Annotated in this window: 20 protein-coding genes; 15 read left to right on the top strand and 5 right to left on the bottom strand. The window is 35.4% G+C overall.

Annotated features, from left to right (window positions below):
* The first annotated feature begins 92 nt into the window (after nt 1–92).
* The 4 genes from F5ESL0228_RS07295 to F5ESL0228_RS07280 all read left to right on the top strand — a co-directional run bounded on the left by F5ESL0228_RS07295 (nt 93) and on the right by F5ESL0228_RS07280 (nt 5,059).
* The gene (locus F5ESL0228_RS07295; protein WP_122023330.1) at nt 93–1,322 is read left to right on the top strand and encodes a lactate oxidase; all 1,230 of its coding nucleotides are present in this window, start codon (nt 93–95) and stop codon (nt 1,320–1,322) included.
* Nucleotides 1,323–1,670: 348 nt separating this feature from the next.
* Nucleotides 1,671–3,164 (top strand): ABC transporter substrate-binding protein/permease, encoded by a 1,494-nt coding sequence (locus F5ESL0228_RS07290; RefSeq protein WP_122023329.1) that lies wholly within the window; start codon nt 1,671–1,673, stop codon nt 3,162–3,164.
* Entirely contained in the window at nt 3,157–3,903 is a 747-nt protein-coding gene (locus F5ESL0228_RS07285) for an amino acid ABC transporter ATP-binding protein (RefSeq protein WP_122019049.1), read from the top strand. The genes F5ESL0228_RS07290 and F5ESL0228_RS07285 overlap by 8 nt, the downstream gene beginning before the upstream one ends.
* A gap of 13 nt (nt 3,904–3,916) precedes the next feature.
* Nucleotides 3,917–5,059, top strand: coding sequence for an ArgE/DapE family deacylase (locus F5ESL0228_RS07280; RefSeq protein WP_122019047.1), 1,143 nt, complete (start codon nt 3,917–3,919; stop codon nt 5,057–5,059).
* A 53-nt stretch (nt 5,060–5,112) separates the two neighbouring features.
* Here the strand turns inward: F5ESL0228_RS07280 and pepF are convergent, their stop codons facing one another.
* On the bottom strand, nt 5,113–6,918 hold the full coding sequence (gene pepF, locus F5ESL0228_RS07275) for an oligoendopeptidase F (protein WP_122023328.1): 1,806 nt from the start codon (nt 6,916–6,918) through the stop codon (nt 5,113–5,115).
* A 146-nt stretch (nt 6,919–7,064) separates the two neighbouring features.
* On the opposite strand from pepF, the gene F5ESL0228_RS07270 reads away from it, so the two are divergent.
* The 5 genes from F5ESL0228_RS07270 (at nt 7,065) to F5ESL0228_RS07250 (ending at nt 11,643) form a co-directional block, all read left to right on the top strand.
* Complete coding sequence (locus F5ESL0228_RS07270; protein WP_122019043.1) at nt 7,065–8,231, top strand: LCP family protein; 1,167 nt, start codon at nt 7,065–7,067, stop codon at nt 8,229–8,231.
* A gap of 49 nt (nt 8,232–8,280) precedes the next feature.
* Nucleotides 8,281–8,640, top strand: a complete 360-nt coding sequence (locus tag F5ESL0228_RS07265; RefSeq protein WP_122019041.1) for a hypothetical protein — start codon at nt 8,281–8,283, stop codon at nt 8,638–8,640.
* Between the two features lie 190 nt (nt 8,641–8,830).
* Nucleotides 8,831–10,372 carry an ABC-F family ATP-binding cassette domain-containing protein gene (locus F5ESL0228_RS07260; protein WP_122019039.1) on the top strand — a complete coding sequence of 514 codons (1,542 nt, stop codon included), beginning with the start codon at nt 8,831–8,833 and terminating at the stop codon, nt 10,370–10,372.
* A 15-nt stretch (nt 10,373–10,387) separates the two neighbouring features.
* Entirely contained in the window at nt 10,388–11,164 is a 777-nt protein-coding gene (locus tag F5ESL0228_RS07255; protein WP_122019134.1) for a threonine/serine exporter family protein, read from the top strand.
* Nucleotides 11,165–11,166: 2 nt separating this feature from the next.
* A complete protein-coding gene (locus F5ESL0228_RS07250) occupies nt 11,167–11,643 on the top strand; it encodes a threonine/serine exporter family protein (RefSeq protein ID WP_122019037.1) in 477 nt (158 codons plus the stop codon).
* Between the two features lie 174 nt (nt 11,644–11,817).
* Here the strand turns inward: F5ESL0228_RS07250 and F5ESL0228_RS07245 are convergent, their stop codons facing one another.
* Complete coding sequence (locus tag F5ESL0228_RS07245; protein WP_122019035.1) at nt 11,818–12,528, bottom strand: C39 family peptidase; 711 nt, start codon at nt 12,526–12,528, stop codon at nt 11,818–11,820.
* Between the two features lie 84 nt (nt 12,529–12,612).
* Nucleotides 12,613–14,190, bottom strand: coding sequence for a multicopper oxidase family protein (locus F5ESL0228_RS07240; protein WP_122019033.1), 1,578 nt, complete (start codon nt 14,188–14,190; stop codon nt 12,613–12,615).
* A gap of 356 nt (nt 14,191–14,546) precedes the next feature.
* On the opposite strand from F5ESL0228_RS07240, the gene F5ESL0228_RS07235 reads away from it, so the two are divergent.
* Both F5ESL0228_RS07235 and F5ESL0228_RS07230 read left to right on the top strand, forming a co-directional pair.
* Nucleotides 14,547–15,071, top strand: a complete 525-nt coding sequence (locus tag F5ESL0228_RS07235) for a hypothetical protein (RefSeq protein WP_122023327.1) — start codon at nt 14,547–14,549, stop codon at nt 15,069–15,071.
* A 100-nt stretch (nt 15,072–15,171) separates the two neighbouring features.
* Nucleotides 15,172–15,792 carry an LVIS_2131 family protein gene (locus F5ESL0228_RS07230; RefSeq protein ID WP_122019029.1) on the top strand — a complete coding sequence of 207 codons (621 nt, stop codon included), beginning with the start codon at nt 15,172–15,174 and terminating at the stop codon, nt 15,790–15,792.
* 56 nt (nt 15,793–15,848) lie between these two features.
* Here F5ESL0228_RS07230 and F5ESL0228_RS07225 read toward each other — a convergent pair whose 3' ends face one another.
* On the bottom strand, nt 15,849–17,342 hold the full coding sequence (locus F5ESL0228_RS07225) for an O-antigen ligase family protein (RefSeq protein WP_122019027.1): 1,494 nt from the start codon (nt 17,340–17,342) through the stop codon (nt 15,849–15,851).
* A gap of 883 nt (nt 17,343–18,225) precedes the next feature.
* Nucleotides 18,226–18,552 (bottom strand): DUF2187 domain-containing protein, encoded by a 327-nt coding sequence (locus F5ESL0228_RS07220; protein WP_122019025.1) that lies wholly within the window; start codon nt 18,550–18,552, stop codon nt 18,226–18,228.
* A gap of 94 nt (nt 18,553–18,646) precedes the next feature.
* Between F5ESL0228_RS07220 and F5ESL0228_RS07215 the strand changes: the two genes are divergently transcribed.
* The 4 genes from F5ESL0228_RS07215 to F5ESL0228_RS07200 all read left to right on the top strand — a co-directional run bounded on the left by F5ESL0228_RS07215 (nt 18,647) and on the right by F5ESL0228_RS07200 (nt 21,854).
* On the top strand, nt 18,647–19,195 hold the full coding sequence (locus tag F5ESL0228_RS07215; RefSeq protein WP_122019023.1) for a guanylate kinase: 549 nt from the start codon (nt 18,647–18,649) through the stop codon (nt 19,193–19,195).
* Nucleotides 19,196–19,371: 176 nt separating this feature from the next.
* Entirely contained in the window at nt 19,372–19,863 is a 492-nt protein-coding gene (locus F5ESL0228_RS07210) for a C40 family peptidase (RefSeq protein WP_369916870.1), read from the top strand.
* A 218-nt stretch (nt 19,864–20,081) separates the two neighbouring features.
* Nucleotides 20,082–20,816 (top strand): C40 family peptidase, encoded by a 735-nt coding sequence (locus F5ESL0228_RS07205; protein ID WP_122019130.1) that lies wholly within the window; start codon nt 20,082–20,084, stop codon nt 20,814–20,816.
* 165 nt (nt 20,817–20,981) lie between these two features.
* Entirely contained in the window at nt 20,982–21,854 is an 873-nt protein-coding gene (locus F5ESL0228_RS07200; protein WP_122019021.1) for a C40 family peptidase, read from the top strand.
* The last annotated feature ends 9 nt before the right edge of the window (nt 21,855–21,863 follow it).

Here is a 21,863-nt window from a genome sequence, read left to right as displayed (position 1 = left end):
TATTGAAATTCAACTAACCTGTGTAAGCGATTTTATGTATAATGATAGTTGTGTAGTTTATTGAATAGAATTAACAAAAGGAGTTTTAAAAAATGACATCCTATTACAACGGTTTTCCGCAAAGTGATCGCGATGAAGCGATTAATATGATTAATCTTGATGAACTTGAGGAACGTGCAAAGAACGTTATGCCTGAAGGTGCATACTACTACATTGCTTCTGGTTCAGAGAATGAATGGACTTGGAGAAACAATACGACCGCGTTTAATCATTTCCAAATTATTCCGCGTGCTTTGACTAATATGACAGATCCTCAGCTTGATACTGAATTTATGGGCATGAAATTAAAGACCCCGGTTATGATTTCACCGATAGCTTGTCATGGAATTGCACATAAAGATGCTGAAGTTGCAACACAGATAGGTGCTTCCGCTGCCGGAGCATTGTTTAGCTCTAGTACCTATGCTAACAAGAGCGTTGAAGATATTGCTGCTGCTGCTCCAGAAGCACCACGCTTTTTCCAACTATATCTCAGTAAAGATTGGGATTTCAATAAAATGGTCTTTGATGCAGTCAAAAAAGCCGGCTACAAGGGAATCTTTTTAACAGTTGACGCATTAGTTTCAGGATTTAGAGAAGCTAATTTACGAACTAAGTTTGCTTATCCAGTACCGTTAGATTTCTTTACTCGTTACCAGGGTGCTAAGGGTGAAGGTCAAACAGTTGCTCAAATGTATGCTTCATCTGCTCAAAAGATTGGTCCGGAGGATGTGAAACGGATTAAAGAAATGTCAGGGCTGCCTGTTTTTGTTAAGGGTGTTATGTGTGCTGAAGATGCTTATCTTGCAATGGGTGCCGGTGCTGACGGAATCGTTGTCACTAACCATGGCGGTCGTGAAGTTGATTGTGGGCCTGCAACAATCGATATGCTTCCAGAAATTGCTAAGGCGGTTAATCATCGTGTACCAATCATCTTTGATTCAGGAGTTCGGCGCGGTTCACATGTCTTTAAGGCATTGGCACTTGGTGCCGATCTTGTTGGGATTGGCCGGCCATACCTCTACGGGTTAGCATTAGGTGGAGCAAAAGGAGTTCAATCGGTAATTGAGCAACTAAATAAGGAATTATTGATCGATATGCAATTAACTGGTTGTAAGACGATTGAGGATGTGAAACGAGCAAGAATAACGCATATTAACTATACGGCTGATAATTTGAGATCAAATACTGATCCTGCAAGGATTAAGCCATATCCTGTCACAAAAGAAAATCAAATGAAAGTAGATGACTCGGATACTGTTTCAGGTGCATCTCATTCATAATTAATTGTTTGCCTGTTAATGGGCATTGTTTAATTTTGAAAAGAATCACTATTGTAAAAATTGATAAAAACCCCGAAGTTAGGACAACTTCGGGGTTTTTATTATAATCAAATTTAGGAGACTTACTAAAATATTGAAATTTAAGTTGTAATTCTATAAAATAAATTAAATTATAATTATATTTATTTATTTTTGTTATCAATTAACTAAAATTATATAATTAAATTATTATATTTTTGTGGTAGGTTCTTTGGATGACTGCTATCTATGCCGAATTTTGAATTAGTCGTTGTACTTTTATTTTTTGATTATTATAATTATTTTTATTACATACACGGAGGGAAAACAATGAAAAAAGCATGGAAATGGCTTGAAAGTATTCTATTGTTAATGATACTACTAACCATAATCCCGCAAAATGTTGGTGCTGCTAGTAAAACAGCACCCAAGGTGACAGATAATTATTTACAAAAAGTTAAACAAAAAGGCGAACTGATAATGGGGACTAGTCCTGATTTTCCTCCATATGAATTTGTCAAAAATATTAATGGCAAGTCGAAAGTCGAGGGAATCGATGTTGAAATCGGAAAAAAGGTGGCGCACGATTTAGGTGTTAAGCTGGTTGTCCGGACAATGGACTTTGATTCATTACTGGTAGCATTAGAAACCGGCAAAATTGATATGGTTATTTCCGGTATGGATGCAACGCCAAAACGGGCACAAAGTGTAGACTTCAGTCATGCATATTACAAAAGTGGCCAGGATCTTTTAATTAGAACTTCCGATAAGAATAAATATCATGATTATCACTCATTTGCCGGCAAGGCAATTGGTGCACAAACCGGTAGTTTACAGGCCACGCTTATTAAGCAGCAGGCTAAAAAAGTTACATTAAAAACAATGGATAAAGATAGTGATTTGATTTTAGGTTTGCAAACCAAAAAGTTTGATGCTGTTGCCGTTGATACGGCTACTGCCGGTGCTTTTGCAAAGAATACTTCTGGTATTACTGCTATTCCATCAGGCTTTAAAGTTGATTCAGCTGGCTCAGCAATTGCCTTTCATAAGGGGGCAAAGAGCTTAGTGAATGCAGCTAATAAGTCGATAGCAGAAATTAAACAAAAAGACCTGATTAATCAGGTTTATTTACCTAAAGCTGGTAAATATTTGACCAATGGTAAAAACCAAAAGGCTGCTAAGGTCTCTAATTCAATGTGGGCATATAAGGATTTCTTTATAGCTGGTGTTGGGTATACTTTATTCATTTCAGCAATTTCGGTTTTCTTCGGCTTCTTACTTGGTGCAATCTTAGCGTTAATGCGGTTAAGCCATAATCAATTTGCTCATACAATTGCTACGGCCTATATTGAATTTGTCCGGGGAACGCCATTAATGGTACAGTTGCTTTTTATTTATTTCGGGTTAGGGCTAATTATTAATATTCCGGCATTATTATCAGGAATCATTGCTGTTGCTCTTAATTCTGCTGCTTATGTGGCTGAAGTAATTCGTTCGGGGGTTAGTTCAATTGCCAAAGGACAAACAGAGGCTTCACGTTCATTAGGGCTTTCTCGCTCAGCAACAATGCGTTATGTGATTATGCCTCAAGCAATGAAAAATATTTGGCCAGCTCTTGGTAATGAATTTGTTTCCCTTATTAAAGAAAGTTCAATTGTATCAGTCATTGGAGTTAAGGATTTAATTTACCAATCGCGAATTGTTCAAGCGGATACTTATCGAGGTGTTATGCCCTTAGTCATTACGATGATTTTATACTTTATTATTACTTTTAGTTTATCCAGTTTAATGAAAGTATTTGAAAGGAAAATGAAACATGACTAATGAGACAGTGATTAAAGTTGAACATTTAAAAAAATCGTTTGGTCAAAATGACATTTTAAAGGATATTAATGCTGAGGTTCGGGATGGTCAGGTTATTTGTTTAGTTGGACCATCTGGTGCTGGTAAAAGTACCTTTTTACGTTGTATTAACTTGTTAGATCAGCCAACTGCGGGGAAAGTTTTATTTAAAAACAAAGAATTAACAGCTTTAAGTGAAAATCAACTTGATACTTTACGTGAAAAAATGGGTATGGTTTTCCAACAGTTTAATTTATTTCCCCATATGAGTATTATTGAAAATATTAAGTTAGCTCCGATGAAAGTTAAGCATGTTAGTGATAAAGAGGCTACAGCAACGGGAATTGAGCTCTTAAAACAAGTGGGACTGGAAGATAAGGCTGATACTTTTCCAGCCAGTCTTTCTGGAGGGCAACAACAGCGGGTTGCTATTGCGCGAGCCTTAGCAATGGGACCAGAAGTAATGTTATTTGATGAACCTACGTCTGCACTTGATCCCGAGATGGTTGGTGAAGTTCTTAAAGTAATGCAGGATTTAGCACAAAAAGGAATGACGATGGTTGTTGTAACGCATGAGATGGGGTTTGCCAAAAACGTTGCTGATGAAATTTGGTTCATGGCTGATGGCTATATCCAAGAAAAGGCGAAACCAGAAGAATTTTTCTCACAACCAAAAACACAAAGGGCTCAAGACTTTTTGGCGAAGGTATTAGAAACGTAAGAGAGGGAAAATTGTGGATGAGAAGCGTGCAATAAAGATTTTGACTGATTTATTAGCAATTGATTCGGCGAACGATCATGAAAGCTTAGTGGCAGACTATATAGCAGCTTTATTTGCTAATTACCCAGTCCAAATTGAGCGTATTACTTATGAACCTGGTCGGGATAATTTAGTTGTTACACTAGGCAATAAGGGACCGTTATTAGGCTTTTCTGGTCATGAAGATGTTGTAGATGCTGGGAATCAAACCAATTGGCAATTTCCACCGTTCACACCAACGCTTTATAATGGAAAAATTTATGGTCGTGGAGCCAGCGATATGAAATCTGGATTAGCTGCGATGATTGTATCAATGCTTGACTTACTTGAGAGTGGCAAAAAGTTACCTGGTCGAATTCGTCTTTTGGCTTCAGTTGGTGAGGAAACTGGTGAATATGGGGCTGCACAATTAACCAAGAAAGGTTATGTTCAAGACTTGGACGGACTTATTATTGGTGAGCCATCCAATTTTAATATTCGAGTAACACATAAAGGTATAATTGATTATTATGTGTCTTCAAGTGGAAAATGCGTACATTCCTCTATCCCACAAGAAGGTAAAAATGCTATTATGCCACTAATTCAGTTTGCACAACAGGCGCAATCTTTAATGGATGGTCACCAAGAAAAAGATCCTATTTTAGGTTCTTTGACACATGTAATTAGTCAGATTCAGGGTGGTAATCAAATTAATTCTGTGCCAGATCAGGCTTGGCTTTCCGGTAATATTCGGACAACTCCGAAATATCCGAATGATCAAATTTGTGGTGAGTTAGAACAGATAATTGCAAAATTAAATTCTCAAGGAGCAAAGCTTTCAATTCGTTACAGTTATCCTGAAGTACCCCTACCAGATCAATCTAATAGTCAATTAGCCAGATTGGCACAAGAAGTTGTTCAGCAAGAATTTGGTAAAGACTGCGAATTTACAGCAGGAACAGGTGCGACTGATGCCTCTGAATATATTCAGGCTGGTAATTTTCCTGTAATTATTTTAGGGCCAGCGGAAGGTAAAACTGATCATCAACCAAATGAATTTATTGAAGTAGCAGATTATCTTGATGGCTGCAAGTTATATCAAAAGCTTGCATGGCGCTTCTGGCAGGAGCGGGTTTAATATAATCAAAAATCACTTTCCTATATAAAATGATGAAGTGATTTTTGTTTTTGTTATTTAAAATTGTTTTTGATAATACTTTTGAATTCCTCAAGGCGTTGAGCAAAAGTTTTAAAAGCTTCCTCCAAATAATCGGGCTTGGTCATGTCTATTCCTGCTTTTTTCATGATTTCAACTGGATAATTACTTGAACCGGATTTCAAAAAATTAATGTAGTTTTCTTTTTGTGTATAAGTTCCGTGGACTATGTTGTTAGCTAGTGCTGTCGCTGCAGCAAAACCTGTCGCGTACTGATAAACGTAAAAGTTATAATAAAAATGAGGGATTCGGGCCCACTCTTTATCAATATCACTATGTTCTTCAACAGCATCCCCATAATAACGCTGATTTAATTTGCCGTAAGCGTCATTAAGAAAGTCTGCGGTTAATGGTTCACCTTGAGCATCCATTTCATGGATATACTGTTCAAATTCAGCAAATTGGGTTTGTCTGAATAAGGTACCTTTAAAGGAATCAAGATAGTAATTAAGTATAAAAGCGCGCTCTTTTGGTTCAGTAAGATGATTGAGAAAATATTCAGTTAAAATATTTTCGTTAGTAGTTGAAGCAATTTCTGCTACAAAAATAGGGTAATCGCCATAGGCGTAAGGCTGATTTTGTCTAGTATACATGCTATGAACAGAATGACCGGTTTCATGGACTAATGTGTAAAGAGAATCAACGCTATCATTCCAATTGAGTAATTCATAAGCATCTGTGTCATAGCTACCGCCAGAATAGGCACCTATTACCTTATGTTGTGACTCAACGACATCGATAACGCGGTTGTTAAAAATGTAATCGACTTGTTTGAGATAATCACTTCCGAGAGGCTCTAGAGCTTCTTTTGTTTTATTTTTGGCTTGATCAAAAGTATAAGAAAGAGAGGGCGTGCCAGTCAGTGGCACATACATGTCCCACATTTGTAAGTCATCAAGTTGTAAAAGCTGCTTACGTAAAAATACGTAGTCGTGTAGCAAGTTAAGATGGTCGTCTACTTCTTTGATTAAGGTATCATATACTACTTTAGGAATACAATTTTCACTTAGGGCATTATTACAAGCCGAATCATAATGATGAATATTAGCGAGATAATTATGCTTTTTGACAACGCCTGCCAATGTTGATGCAAGAGTATTTTGAAATTGCCCATAAGTTGCATACATTGAATCAAAGGCATCATGTCGCACTTCACGCTTTTGCGATTGAATTAACAGCGAATATAGGCCATCAGACAATTGCACCATTTCACCATCATCGTTTTGGACATAACCGTATTCCATATCGGAGTTTGTTAATACATTATAAGTATTTTCGGGATTTTCTAGGGCATCTCCCGCCGCTGCAATCAATTTCTCATCATTAGAAGATAAGGTATGTGGTTTCATTTGAATAATTTCATCAAGCAGATGCTGATACTTATTTAAATACGGCTCTTGTTGCATAAATTTATGCAATTTTTCTGGAGAAAGATTTAAAATAGTAGGATTGATAAAAGCGGTAACTGATTCAAATTCATTAGCAAGAGTTTGTGCTTGCGCAACATACCCCAGATAATGTGTATTACTTGTATCAACATCACTTGCCATAGTGGCATAAGTATAGACTTTTTCAAGGCGCCTGCGTATATCAAGAATTTTGGTTAAACCAGTATATAGTTTTTGACCAGATGATATAAAGTCAGAGCGTAACTTAGATAAAGTGGGAATTTCTTGTTTGATTTGTTGGTATTCGGCTATCCACTCATTGTCAGATTTAAAAACACGAGTAAGGTCCCACTTAAGTTTAGTTGGAACTTGCGTTCTTTTAGGAATTGTCATTAGAAATCTCCTTTGAAATTTAGTAATAATTGTGCTCAAAAGCAAAAAATAAGATATTATTAATTATATTTGATAATATTTTAATTCAAGTTCTTAAGTGATACAAATAAAGATGCATAATATGGATGGAAGGATTAAATAAAGGAATGGATCCAAATTCAAAACGTAGAGAAGATTACCGTAAGAAACAATCATCGTTAAATATCCAGCGTAATCATGTCTTGGCTGGTCCAACAAGTACGCGTCACGGTAATTCCTTTGCTCGCTTATGTGGTATAGTTGCTGTTATTTTTGTGAGTCTGGCACTTGCATGGACAGCACACATGTATTTTGCACTCCATAGTGCCATTGATGGTGAAGGTGGTAATACAGCTACATCAGCTCGAATTGCTAAACGTCAACCAATTTCGATTTTAATTCTAGGTGTTGATCAAGGACTTGAGGGGCGGCATGATCGCGGTAATTCAGACACTATAATACTGGCTACCGCTAATCCAGCTAAAAGTAAGTCGACAATGACCTCAATTCCTCGGGATACTTTAGCCAATATTTTGGGCGATCCAGGTGATAAATATAATATTTTTAGGATAAATTCAGCTTATGGTGTAGGTGGTAGTTCAGCTGCAGTGAAGACGGTATCTGCGTTAGTTAATGTTCCCATCTACTACTATGTTGAAGTTAATATGAAAGCATTACGAAATTTGGTTAATGCAGTTGGCGGAGTAGATGTCAATGTCCCATTTAGTTTTTCGTATGATTGGTGCGATTTTCATAAAGGTAAGCAACACCTTAATGGTCGACATGCTGTTGCCTATGTTCGAATGCGACATGACGATCCTAGGGGAGATTATGGCCGACAAGTTCGTCAGCGACAAGTAATTACGGCTGTTGTTAATAAGGCGATTTCAGTTGATACTCTTGCGAATTATCGTAAATTAGTTAAAATTTTTACTAAATATGTTAATACGAATCTAACTTTTAATGATATGCTAGCTTTAGCATTAACCTATCGCAATTGTTCGCAGCATATTGATAGTGATTATATTCAGGGGCATGATGCGTGGATTAATGGGTCATCAATTCAAATAGCATCAACTGCTGAATTGCAACGAGTATCTAATAAATTACGTCTGAATTTAGGGTTAGATAGTGAGATTCTTGATAACGATGAAACAAGGCTCAATAAAATGAATGAACAAAATAACAATATTAAATGGAAAGATCCTACTCCATTTAATAATTATCAGATCTATCAATCAGTTCTTTCCAATGACTCTGATGCAACAACTAATAATCAAAATTCTGCAAATTAATAATTTCTCACTGATTAATTAAAAAATTTCAAGATGTGGAGGCTAAAGGATGCATAAGCAAAGAGTTTTTCCTATTGTCTATGGGATTATTTCATCATTAATCGCATTTATTGCTGTTTTTTTCATTAGTAATCGAACTTTTAAATGGTCTTTACCTATAGCTGTTATGGTAGCTAGTATCTTTGCAATGTTTTTCTTTGTTTTATCATGGTTTCGGGGTCATGCTTCAGTTGAAATTAAACGCATTGCTCATGAATTTCAGTTATCTGATGAGGATTTAGCACAAATTACTGGAATGAAGAGAAGTGACTTTCCAATTTATCATGATCGCTTACAGTTGATTCTTCCTAAGCGATATTGGCCTAAAGTATTAACAGCCCTACAAAAATTTGAGCGGGACCAAAAATAAGTTGTACTTTATATGAAATTATTAATTAAGAAGTTAGATATTATTTACAAGGTAATACCTAACTTTTTTATTGAATAGCAATTATTACTTGATTAATTTAAAAAAATTTAGCTGGCGAACAAAAACAAGCTAAAGATATAACTTTATTATATACTAGAGCAAGTTGTTTTTTACTTTAAGGGGATAGATAATGAGTTTACTGACTGTTAATAATTTAGGCCAGCACTTTGTTGATAAAACATTATATGAAGATGCAAATTTTGTTTTGAACAAAGAAGATCACATGGGAGTTACTGGACAAAATGGTGTTGGTAAATCAACTTTAATTAAAATTTTAACTGGTGAAATTTTACCAGATGATGGTCAAGTTAAGTGGCAAAGTCGGGTAAGTGTTGGTTATTTAGACCAGTATGCTAAGCTGACCCCAGGAGTTACAATTCGTGACTTTTTGAGAACCGCTTTTGCGCCACTTTATCAACAAGAAAAAGAGCTAACAAAGCTGTATATGCAGTATGGCGATAATGGTACTAATGAATTGCTGCAAAAGGCCGGTAAGATACAAACTTACTTAGAAGAGCATAACTTTTATGGAATTGATACGGAAATTGAACGAGTTGCCGCGGGATTAGGATTAGCTGATTTAGGTTATGATCATGATGTGGCAAAATTATCTGGTGGACAGCGATCAAAAATAATTCTGGCCAAGTTACTTCTGCAAAATCCAGATGTATTATTATTGGATGAACCTACAAATTATTTAGATGTAACACATATTGACTGGCTTGTAGATTATTTAAATGATTTTTCAGGTGCTTTTATCGTTGTCAGCCATGACTATGATTTTCTAGACCGAATTGCTAACTGTATTATTGATGTTGATTTAGGGACAATTACGCGGTACACGGGAACACTTAAACAGGCAATGCGCCAAAAAGAAGCCAATAAAGAGACCTATTTAAAGGCTTACACTAATCAACAGCGCAAAATTTCCAAGACTGAAGCCTATATTCGCAAGAATAAGGCGGGAACCAGATCCAAGAGCGCAAAGTCTCGAGAACGTCAACTTGCTAGGATGGATATTTTAAACCCTCCAAAAGAAAATCGGCATGCCCACTTTGAATTTCCTTATGTTGCAACTGCCTCAAATTTACTGTTGCAAACACAGGATCTGGTCATTGGATATAACGAGCCACTAGTTAAAAAAGCATTTAATTTTTCTATTGGTGGTAAAGAAAAAGTTGCTATCACAGGTTTTAATGGTATTGGTAAATCAACCTTGTTGAAGACTTTATTAGGCCAACTTAACCCACTTGCAGGTTCTTTTGAAATAGTGACAACTGCTAAAATTGCTTATTTTAAACAAGATTTAATTTGGCCCAATAATAACATGACTCCGCTTCAATATTTACAAGAAGAATTTGAACGTAAAAGGCCAAAGGAATTACGTGGAGCATTGGCTAGATTAGGGGTAACCGCCCAGCAGGCAATGAGTCCGTTAAAAAAATTATCCGGTGGCGAGCAGGAGAAGGTCAAATTAGCCAAAATGCAATTCGAACCAGCCAATTTATTGTTTTTGGATGAGCCAACTAATCATTTAGATCGTGATTCCAAGGATGCTTTAAGAAAAGCAATAATTAATTTTGCAGGTGGTGTCATTATTGTTAGTCATGAGCGAGACTTTTTCCAAGGAAATTGGATTGATAAAACAATTGATATTGAAACGATGAAATAAGTTTTGAGGTATAGAATTGTGAATGAGCAAGATAAGACTTTTTACCAAGAGTTGTTAGATACTTGTTTGACTGTAGGTGAATTGATGATTGAGGGGGGGAGTGAAATGTACCGCGTAGAGGATACAATGATTAGGATTGCGAAAACAGCAGGGGAACCAGATCCGCGTGTTTTTATTGTTCCAACGGGAATATTCATGAGCCTAGATCGAGGAAATTATTGTCAAACGGTGCAAGTTCATGAACGAAATATTAATCTTGAATTGGTGGATCGAATTAATTCATTGTCAAGGGCATTCGCAGATCAAAAAATCAATTTGCAGCAGGTCAGAAATGAGGTAGATAAAATTGCTCATGGAAGTTATCCGACATTTCCAATCTGGTTACAGGCTGTTGGGGCTGCTATAGTTAGTGCAACTTTAATGGTTATGTTTATGAATAATTATGATTGGATTGATTTTCCAGCTGCTGCAATAGTTGGAATGTGTGGCTTCATTTCTTTTTACTATTTTAAACGATTTACAAACGTTAAATTTTTGTCTGAACTAGTTGCTGCCATTGTAATGACAACAATGGCAGTTGGTATGGATCACATATTCCCTACAATGGTCATTGATCATATCTTAACGGGAGCACTAATGCCGTTGGTTCCAGGCTTAGCTTTAACAAATGCTTTGCGTGACTTATTTAAAGGTGACTTGCTTTCTGGAATGGTTAAAATTTGTGAAGCATGTTTAACTGCTTTTGCCTTAGGTGGTGGCGTTGGAATTATATTGAAGTTTTTAGGAGCATAAAAATGCCATTGTGGTTAGAAATAATTATTAATCTTATTTTTGCTTATGGAGCTTCGGTTGGTTTTGCGTTGACAATCAATGTTCCACGAAGAGTTTTGAATTTGAGTGGAATGGCGGGGGTTATTTGCTGGATAATTTATTGGCTGGCAATGAGAGCTAATATGGGGCGCTTAATTGCAAACTTACTTGGGTCCTTTGCTGTAGGAATTTTGGGAATTATTTTTGCAAGAAGAAAGAAGTGTCCAGCAACGGTATTTTATATTCCAGCTATTGTACCACTTGTACCCGGAGTTCCGGCTTATCAAGCGGTGCGTAGATTGACTTCTGGCAATATTCAAGGAGCCAATGATGCTATTTTGCGAGTGATTGTAGTTACAGGAGCAATTGCATTAGGAATGCTATTATCTAATATGTGTGTTGAAATCTTTTTCAGAATAAAAAAATTTTACAAGCGAAATAAAGATGTTTATAATAAGTAATTGCGAGTCGACAAAAACGCGAGATGCGGATTTGGATAAGGACACCCGCCTTAAGTGGCAGACACGGGAAGTGTTGGTCGTTGACTAACCTGATGTGAACAGAAGTGGTCACTCATTGTAAAAATGAGCCTTGATTTAAAAAGGGCAGGTTCTTAATTGAACCTGCCTTTTTTGTTATTTTAAAAATAATGCCTGCTTTCCTTGCTGATTATAGCTACGTTCTAGTCCACTCCAGGAAACTTTTTTATTTTTTTGACCAAAGGGATCATTAACGTAAATTTGCCTTTTTTCCTTGTTAAAACCTGTAAGAACACAAGCATGTGATGATGGCGTAACATGCACTATTCCTTGCTTAGTTGACCAAGTTTGCATGTCTTTAACGCGGTCAAAATTAGTGGTAGTAATAATCAACACGGGGTGACCCTCAGATACCAGTTTTACTACTTGAATAAAGTCGTGTCCAGTAAAATTTTGAATACGATTAGTATATTTGCGAGCTACCTGCATTAAGGGCTCGTTATAAACGCACCATCCTGCATTTGCTAGACTCATATAGCCCACAAAACCGACATGGGGATTTCCACGATACTGACCATTATCAGTAAAAGAAGCAACATGATTAATCTTTTCTGATAGGTCTAACTTAGTTACTTTAATATTATAATAGCGCAAAAGCATAGCTAAAGAGGTTACTTCACAGCCATTAGGCAGCTCTGGGTACTGATTTTCTAAAGGAACATTTATCTTCTGCTTCGAATTGAGAGTTAACCAATCATAATGATTTATGATCTCTTTTGAATTTAGGCAAACAAAAATAAGCCCCACAATAAGTAAGCCTGATACAACTTTAATTAAAACCTTGTTGAAGAATTTCTTTTTAGTCATAAGGTATTTATATCATGAAAAATAGTGTAAAGCAAAAATCGCTCAATAAAATGAGCGATTTTAATATTTTTATTAATGGTTAAATTAATGGTGACTAGCACCAGATAGAGAATCCATAGTATGGTCAGTGCCTTTAACATCCATTCCTTCGACGTCCATTCCTGGGCACCAAACTTCATCCATTGGGATTCCTTTTTCTTCAGCAAACGCCTTGGTTAAGGTTTCCATATCCATCAAATCATATTTCTTATCTGGTTCTTTTGGATCTACGATCTGGATTTGAGCCATCATTCCTGCATCTTCGTGTTCAATAATGTGACAGTGATACATGAAGACACCAGCATTTTGGAAGTAAACCTTAACGCGGACTGTTTCTTGTGGAGCAACTTCTACGGTATCCTTGTAAACATTTCTTTCATTTGGATAAGGTTCTTTGCCATCGCGCGAAACAACTAAGAAGTGAGCACCATGAATATGGAATGGGTGAAGCATACCATGAGTCTTGTCATTAGTATTAGTAATATCCCAATATTCAGTGCTCATTAGCTTTTGCTTCATATCAATTCTCTGCATTGAAAATTGCTTGCCATTGATCATGTTGTGATTATCCATTGTTACTTTACGTACTTCTGCATCTGGATTAACTTCAGGATCATTTGGCGTAAATAATGTGTCAGGAATAACGCTGTCGTCTTTTTCGTACTTATGAATTCTAAATTCAACCAATTTGAAGTCATCAGTATATAGGTTAACGATATCGCCATCATGATATGCACCAAAATCAACGACAACTTGTTGACGTTCACCGGGCCCGATTAAAACCTTAGTCATTTTCACAGGATGTTCCAAGAAAGAATCATCACCAGCGATCTGAGTCATTACAAGATCATCAGTAAAGTGGAGTCGCCATTCTCGTCGGTTTGAGCCACCTAAGAATAGTAAACGAACCTTTTGAGTAGTTACATCAACATAAGGTTTAATCACAGCATTGATAACAGGAACATCACCAAAGATTCCCATAGCATTATAATCTGCCTTGTAATCAAATTGGTTGTCTTCATGGAAAATTCGATCTTGTAAAATAATTGGAAATTCATCTTTGCCATAAGTCTTAGGAATTGGTAGCTTAGCCTCATTTTCGTCAGTTACTACAACCCCCATTGCTAACCCCATCCAAACTTGGGCAGCAGTTGATGGACATGGATGAGCATGTAGCCATGTTAAGGCAGCGGGTTGGTTAACAGTGAACTCAATGTGCTTTTCTTCTCCAGGATATACAGGTGAATGACATGCACCATCTGCTCCAGGTCCTGGAACTTCCATTCCGTGCCAATGATAGGTTGTTAACTCGGGTAAGCTATTTTTTAGTGTGACATGAACATTTTGTCCCTTTGTTAAGACCATGGTTTTACCAAGGACGGGGAAATTATATCCCCAAGTATGTGTTTTTTTACCTGGTAAAAATTGGAAATCTCCTTCTTGAGATTCAATTGTAAACCAAATATCGTTACCTTCCTGCTTATCTGGCTCCAAAACTGGAGGTACAATTAGAGGCTGTGCCTCGACACCTTCTGGAATATGAAGTTCTTTGTACCCCATATTATGATTTTTATCAAAGTCGGCTGATTTATAGAAATAATCTGTATAAACTTTATCTGACATTTTTGTCTACCTTTCACTAAAAAATTAATTTAATTTTTTATCTGTATGATAAATTTACTCTAGATGAAAACGCTTGTAAAGTGGTCATAGTTATGTTTTCCGAGTAGCTAACAAAAATAATGCGTTTTCGCAAAAATATAAATAATTTTGTTATTTTATTTTTTGGCAAAACACTTATAAATAAAGTGGTTTTATGATAACAATTTAACTTTTGGCAAAATAATTTTGTTTTTTAAATTTGATGTTTTTTAAAAATAATTTTAAAAGAAATAAAAATAAATTGTTTTTAGGTAAGAATTTGAGTATCGTTATAGAAGACTAATAACTAAGTTTTAAATTTGAAAAGGACTTTTACTTTGAAAATCAATTTAATCGATTTAACCAATAAAATTGAACAGCAAGATTATTTAGAAGATTTAGAAACGATTAAGTACGCTGAAATTAGCAAATCGAAAACCAAAATTAAGACATTGGCATCTAAGATGGTGAAAGAGTTGGGTGCGGCAATAAGGCATGATTCTTTAGGACATATTGCTCTTGAAGTGACAGGACAGCGACCAGTTACATTCGCGATAGAAAATAATATTATCAACTTGCCGTACAGTGATTATAAGAAAATTGCTAATTTTTTTGATGAAAATACGAAACAACCTCTGAATGTTTATTTTGAGACTGAATCAGACTATTTGAATGCATCTGGCTTTCGAATTGACCAATTGGCTACGGATAAGGAACTCATTGAAAATGAAGATGAAGTAAGTGAGCGTCTTGCTGATGCGGTAATGGCTAAACTCCATCAAGTGCGTGAGTATCAAAAAAATGAGACACCAGTAAAAAGCAAGACAGTAAGCAATAAAAAGGTAAGTACAAGCAAGGGTTAATTTGGAGTGAGTAAAATTTGGTTGATGAAGTGACATTCATTTAAAGCACCTATCCAAAATAAACTTTTTACAATATAATGGAACTTATAGGAGGTCTATTATGATAAGCTGGAATTTTCTTGGTGTTTTATTATGGGTTATCGCTATTCTTTATCTGGTGTTTATTGTTCAAAATATTCGTAAACGTCATTTAGCGATGATTATCAAGAAGCATCAGCAATTTAATTGGCCCAATTTATTAATCGATCTTTTGGAAGTTCTGGTTTTGCTAATCGGAGTAGGATACCTTTTTGGTAAAACAATGCTCGATAATCCTGATCTTGAAGATACGAGTGAAATTTCATCAACTATTACGTATCAACCATTAATTATTAATACGGGAGCTGGTAACTCCAGTTATGTAACGATTGATTCAAAAAAGAAAAAAATTGGTACCCAGACATACACCTACTATTGTGCTGGGAATAAGACAACAGTTTCAAGTAATTTTGCGACAGTGGCCTATGATAAGAATCCCTTAGATATAAACGCTGCTCGGATTCCATATAATGAAAAAGAATTAAGAAAGCAGGATCGCAAATATCAACGAGCCTATGTAGCGGTTTATACAGCAAAGTATAAATCGGTATGGCAAAATGGTATTGGGTTACATGCTGGTCATACTGCTACTCGCTATTATTTAATTAGAATTCCAGATGCTTCGTTTATTAAGCAAAAATAACTAAAAACAGGTAACAGCCAAAATAATGGTTAGTTACCTGTTTTAATTATTTAGTGTTACGAATATTTCAACAAATTACCCTCGATAAAGGCAAGAATAAAGCTGGCGGTTAGGAAATCAAGGACATTACCGGAAGAGAAAGCAGCTAACAAAATAAAGCTGCTTGAAAGAATGAGTGAGCTTACTAAGTAAGTTCGAGTAGATTGATACCGCAACCAGCGGTAGATTGCATAAATGATAATAATTAAGTACGGGCTAACAAAGAGTATCATCCCCAGCCAACCCAAGGAGTAAATTTGAGCAGAAAAGTCGCGCTCAAGATTAAAAATATTGTTCTCACGCACATAAGAAATGCCGAAGAACTTGTCACCCAAGTTATTATTAGTTTTAACAACTTGCTTAAGCATTGCTTGCTCAATATGACGATTTCCCATACGACTTTGGCCCGGCTCACGCATAATCTGCAGCCAAAATTCGGGATCATATTGGTAAGGATAACTTTTAAAAACAAATTTAGGATTAAGAGCGTATACTTGGTAGTATTGTTTAATATAGCGCTGTAAAAATTCAGTGCGCTTATTTCCTGTAGGATACTTTTTAAGTCCCTGCGTTAGTTCTTGCTTTGCTTTAGTTAAATCATGGTCGGACTGTTTTGCTAAATAAATTTCATAATGGTAGCGTTGAACAGCCGGACCTATAGTTATTAATCCAGCAGCAGATATTCCAAGCAAAATAACCACTAATAAAGCTCGCCCATCTGACTTAATGTCTTTAACTAGGTACTTATGGAAAAGAAATAATCCTAAACAAATGATTATTCCCCCAATTAGGCCAATTGCTGCAACCTTTGTCCCAATTTCCACCATTGCCAGTGCCTGAATGATATTTAAAGTGACAATGCGCCAATTAAAATTGGTGAATAGATAGTAGACCATAAGTGGTAATAGCATGAATAAGACTGCTGAAATCATATTGGTAAAATTGAAAAAACCTTTTGAAGCTAAGTGTGAGTAACCAATATTGGTATTAAAGAACCAAGCAAAAATATTGGCACTGATCGTTCCGGATTCGTAAGATCTTAATGAAATTACGAATAAATTAGATACGACAATTGTTCCGGAGAAAAGCGTTGAAATTCCTGTGATTACTTGGCGTAAATTTAACGCACTAAAGTGCAATTCTGAAGTTAAATATAAGACAATTAAGGGCAATATCATCCTAATTAAGTAAAAAATTTCACCACTAGTTGAGTAATTATAGCCACTGGGATTAATACTGGTAAAGTTTTTAACATGGAGAAGATGCAATACCGAATAAATGAATAAAACTAACAGATAACAAAATAACCATTTGTGGTTAATTAGCTGCTTGCGTGCCTTTTTTTGACTAAAGAAAAGGCCTAGCAGTATTCCAATTGTCACAAGACGAATAATAGTAGGTAAGGTAAATGGCAAAATATTGGCTAACTCTCCATGATAGAACCAATATAAATCTAAAAACGGTTGACTGAGGATGAACCAAAATAGAATGGTTTTTACTTTTTCTTTCACTTTTTTTCTCCAAGTAATAAATATTTATTAGTTAATTGTAGGCAAAAATAGTGTAAAAAAAAAGGCTTTAAGGATAACTAATAGTCCGATCTATTTTAATTACTATTTTTGCATGGTAATTAAATAACTTTTTATTGCTTGTTATTAATTTAAAAATTGCTTGTGACCCCAATTATGACAACAAAAATGAAATAATAATCAGTTGAAAAAGGACGTGCTTCTATTTGAAAGATAGGTAATTTTATATTGTTTTTTTTTTTTTTTTTTATAATCTGTACGAGCTGTCAAAATGATATATCATATTCTTAAGCACATTTGGTAATAGCTTTTAAGCCCTATTTATTACCACTTAATATGATATATTTGGTATTTGTAATTAATAAATACCTATCATAATTTATTGCTTATATATGACGTTACAAAATGTGTTATTCAAAAGTTGAATGCTCCCATAATTTTAAGAAGTGTTAACTTATAGTAGTTTTTGGAAGAAATAATAATTTTATAGCTTATTCTTATTACTGCTAGGTTAGGACAAACTAAAGAGAGCGTCATTTTTTGAAGTCATCGCGTTGGATTGACTCTAATTCAGCGGGTTTAAGTGCTAATTATATTTTTAAAAATTGAACAGTAGGAGTATTTTTGCAAGGTAGCAATGCAAAAGCTACAGATGGTAGCTAAGATTCAGTGAGTCCTGATTAAGTTTGCTTAAGGGCAAGTTATTTTACGCTAAGAGAGACTCTATTTTTAGTTAAACTAGCGATCATAGTTTTAGTGAAAGTTTGGGTTTATCTTGGCATTAGGTATTAATTCATACTAAAAAAGCGCAATTTTTGTTAACAAGAAATTGCGCTTTTTTGTTTAAAACTCACTAGAGAAACTATTATTTATCATTAGTTTGCTTTTCAGTAGAATTTTGCTCTGATATCTGGTCAGTTTTGGCAATTTTTTCAACTTTGACATCGCTCTCTGCAAGGTCTCGAATTTCTTTGATTTTGCGCTTAGGTGCAGTCTTTAAATTCTTAAAGTTGACGACAATCTTATGATTAAGATCACCAACTGAAGTTTTATCGATGGGATCAAAGTCAATGATCTTTAACAGGGCAGAATTTTCGTAAATTTTTTCAACCTTGCCAATAAAGGGTTGGGTGAGTTCTTCTTCAGATTTTGCACTCAGAATATCATCTATTTTTACATCTGTTTTTTTCATGATAATTTTTACTTCCTCTCTTACCCATGTTTCATTATAATAGAAAGATATTATTATAAAAGCAAATGGTTTTCAAGTAAAGGGGGCTTGGATTATGCGAAAATTAATTTTAATTGCTGGCCCGAGCGGTGCTGGTAAAACTACTATTTCGGAATATTTGACTCGCGAATTTGCTATTCCACGAGTAGTGACGCATACGACCAGACCCATGCGCCAAGAAGAAGTGCCTAATCAATCATATTATTTTGAAAGCGATGCAAGTTTTGAAAAACTACATTTTTTCGAACATATTAAGTATGGCTCTTACCAATATGGCTCTAGTAAAGAGGCTTTAGATGAAGCTTGGCAAGAACATGAATTAGTTTCACTAATTGTTGATATTAATGGCGTTAGGTCGTATCTTACGGCCTTGAAACAGCAAGTTTATTTTTTGTATGTTACTACCAGTACTAAAAAAGAATTAGCAGCACGATTAATGCAAAGAGGTGACAGTCCAGCCAAAATTAGTGAACGTCTAAGTGGCAGTGAATTAAACGAATTACCAAAAAGCCTAAAGAAACAAGCTCACATATTAGTTAATGATGATTGGGCCACTACCACAAAAAAACTTGCAACATTAGTACCAAAATTATTAAAAGCCTAAGCCTAATCCTAATCGTAGAGTTTTAAAATTACACTTCGACTAATTCTTAATGTTTTGTAGCTTCTTTGACATGAATGTGTAACATTTATTGAGTAGTATATAGATTGTCAGTCAAGTTAACTAGCAAATTAAACAAGAAACAATAAGAAATATTTAGTTGAGAGAAGAGATTGGTTTTGAAACACGGACATAAATATGGGTTAATAAAGATAATTGCAGTAGTAGCACTGGTTTTAATAGGAACTACGACTGCTGGTACAGCGTTGGTGACTACATCAAATGATGTTAGTGCTAATTCTATAACTAAATCCCGTAATGCTGTTGTACGACTTGCTAAAAAGCAGGTGGGAAAAGGTTATGTATATGGTGCAACTGGTCCTTATTCTTTTGATTGCTCGGGTTTAGTACAGTACGTTTATCGAAAAGCTGGTAATACCCAACTGCCAAGAACTACTTACTCTCAAGTGACACTTGGTAAGAATGTTTCTTTGAAGAAACTTAAAAAGGGCGATTTGTTATTTTGGGGGTCAGCTGCTGCTCCTTACCACGTTGGAATTTACGTGGGTGATAATCAGTTCGTTCATGCTGCAACTCCTGATCAAGGTGTATTACAGCAACCAATGAGTGCTTACTTTTATCCTTCTGCTGCAAAGAGAATAATTGAATAAAACCAATCAAACTCAATAATATTTCTAAAATACAAGAATCCAAATTTTAGTCCTTCAAGAGCAAAATTCCTGATAGGGCTTTTTTACGTATCAGTATTATTTTTGTAACATTTTTGTAACACTGCACGAGTAGAATTATAAATGTATGTAGAAGTAGATAAATATTGTTTAAATATTATTTGATTGAAAATAAACTTAATATTGGGGGGAATTTAATTTTGAAAGTTAAGAGTAATTTAGTAAAATTTACCACGGCCGCCGCTCTGGCAGTTACTAGTATTGGGGTTGCTACCACTGTTAATACAAAATTGACATCTTCTGATGTTGATGCGGCAACTGAAAAAGTCAAAATTAATTATATTCCTGGATACGGTATCAATGTTTGGGATAATTACGAGAATCCAACTTTTACCGGCGAAAGAATTAAGCACGGCAAGACAGTTTCAGTGTTGAGTAGTGCAGTTGATGAGAAAGGTAGAACTTGGTATCAAATAGGCGATAATCAATGGATATTAGCTCGTTATACTGTTAAGCCTGCTCGTCATATTAAAAAAGTAGTTCAAAAAAGTCTAGCATCTTCTATCAGTTCAACACAGGCGGAGAAAGTTGTAGACTTAGCCAATGCAGAAGTTGGGAAAGCTTATGCTTGGGGAAGTAATGGTCCTGGTGCGTTTGATTGCTCAGGCTTAGTTCAATATGTTTATAACAAGGCTGCGGGTAAAGAGGTTAGTCGTTCGACTTATACTCAAGTCAAACAAGGCAAAACAGTTTCAATGCAAAATTTGAGACCTTCAGATCTTTTATTCTGGGGGTCGCCTAATGCTCCTTATCATGTAGGTATTTATATTGGTAATAATCAATATATTCATGCAGCAGCACCAGGACAAGGTGTTGTCAAGGACAGTTTAAGTTCATACTTCTACCCCTCAGTTGCCAAGCGCGTGCTTGACTAGTCAAATAACTAAATAAGCAAAAAAATTGCACTTGGAGATAGTCTAGGTGCTTTTTTGTTAACATTAAGATGGCTGTAACTTGATTAAAAACTTTAAGCAGTTAAAATAAAGTTAATATTATTTCTTTTGATTACTTTAGGCTACTAATAAGGAGAGTATGGATTTATGAAGCGGAATTTTTGGAAAATGGGGTTAGCAGCAGCAATAACCATAACTGGTGTAGTGACTGCTGTACCTCAAAAAATGGTGAATGCCGCAACATTAAAAGCACCGATCAAGCGTGTTCAGATTAATTATTTGCCCGGAAAAAGTGTGAAAATTTGGACTAATTATGATGGTGGACAATTAATTGCCTTTCATGCAAAAGACAAAAGTAAATGGAACGTTGTTGAAGTTGCTGTAGACCGTAAGCAGCGATTATGGTATCGCATTGGTCCTAATGAATGGATTGAAGCACGTTATACAGTCGATATAAATCAGACTAAAAGTAAATCAATTGTTGCTAAGAAAAAGAATAATAGAAATAACCGTCAAAAAGAACGTAAAAGGCAAAGATTTGTGAATCAGGTAGCCAAGTCTAAAAATAAGGTTATTATTAGTAAGTTAAATATCAATAAAATTAAAGGGATCGAAAAAACATCAGTTAATAAACAGACTGCAACTGTTGAAGTAAATAAACGTGCCAAAGCTGTAGCTGATTTAGCAAGAAGTCAGGTTGGTAAAGGATATGCATGGGGTGGAAATGGCCCCGATAATTTTGACTGTTCAGGACTTGTCCAGTATATTTATAACAAAGTTGGTGGAATAAGCTTGCCGCGAGTAACTACTGATCAGGTTAAAGTAGGAGTAACAGTTGCAATGAATCAACTGCAACCGGGAGACTTATTGTATTGGGGATCTCCTGATGCCCCGTACCATGTTGGTATCTACATTGGCAATAATCAATATGTGAATGCAGCAAGTCCAGACCAAGGAGTGGTGCAACAAACAATTAGTTCTTATTTTTATCCTTGTATTGCTAAACGAGTGATACAATAATTTTTCTTA

The sequence above is a fragment of the Lactobacillus sp. ESL0228 genome (genome assembly GCF_003692825.1).
Taxonomy (GTDB): Bacteria; Bacillota; Bacilli; order Lactobacillales; family Lactobacillaceae; genus Lactobacillus.
The sequence above is the reverse complement of the archived record's forward strand: the minus strand, read 5'-3'. Positions and strand labels throughout refer to the sequence as shown.

What these genes read in the sequence shown, in the direction of transcription:
- F5ESL0228_RS07295 (WP_122023330.1), top strand. Translation starts at nt 93, where the DNA reads ATGACATCCTATTACAACGGTTTTCCGCAAAGTGATCGCGATGAAGCG.
- F5ESL0228_RS07290 (WP_122023329.1), top strand. Translation starts at nt 1,671, where the DNA reads ATGAAAAAAGCATGGAAATGGCTTGAAAGTATTCTATTGTTAATGATA.
- F5ESL0228_RS07285 (WP_122019049.1), top strand. Translation starts at nt 3,157, where the DNA reads ATGACTAATGAGACAGTGATTAAAGTTGAACATTTAAAAAAATCGTTT.
- pepF (WP_122023328.1), bottom strand. Translation starts at nt 6,918, where the DNA reads ATGACAATTCCTAAAAGAACGCAAGTTCCAACTAAACTTAAGTGGGAC.
- F5ESL0228_RS07270 (WP_122019043.1), top strand. Translation starts at nt 7,065, where the DNA reads ATGGATCCAAATTCAAAACGTAGAGAAGATTACCGTAAGAAACAATCA.
- F5ESL0228_RS07265 (WP_122019041.1), top strand. Translation starts at nt 8,281, where the DNA reads ATGCATAAGCAAAGAGTTTTTCCTATTGTCTATGGGATTATTTCATCA.
- F5ESL0228_RS07260 (WP_122019039.1), top strand. Translation starts at nt 8,831, where the DNA reads ATGAGTTTACTGACTGTTAATAATTTAGGCCAGCACTTTGTTGATAAA.
- F5ESL0228_RS07250 (WP_122019037.1), top strand. Translation starts at nt 11,167, where the DNA reads ATGCCATTGTGGTTAGAAATAATTATTAATCTTATTTTTGCTTATGGA.
- F5ESL0228_RS07245 (WP_122019035.1), bottom strand. Translation starts at nt 12,528, where the DNA reads ATGACTAAAAAGAAATTCTTCAACAAGGTTTTAATTAAAGTTGTATCA.
- F5ESL0228_RS07240 (WP_122019033.1), bottom strand. Translation starts at nt 14,190, where the DNA reads ATGTCAGATAAAGTTTATACAGATTATTTCTATAAATCAGCCGACTTT.
- F5ESL0228_RS07230 (WP_122019029.1), top strand. Translation starts at nt 15,172, where the DNA reads ATGATAAGCTGGAATTTTCTTGGTGTTTTATTATGGGTTATCGCTATT.
- F5ESL0228_RS07220 (WP_122019025.1), bottom strand. Translation starts at nt 18,552, where the DNA reads ATGAAAAAAACAGATGTAAAAATAGATGATATTCTGAGTGCAAAATCT.
- F5ESL0228_RS07215 (WP_122019023.1), top strand. Translation starts at nt 18,647, where the DNA reads ATGCGAAAATTAATTTTAATTGCTGGCCCGAGCGGTGCTGGTAAAACT.
- F5ESL0228_RS07200 (WP_122019021.1), top strand. Translation starts at nt 20,982, where the DNA reads ATGAAGCGGAATTTTTGGAAAATGGGGTTAGCAGCAGCAATAACCATA.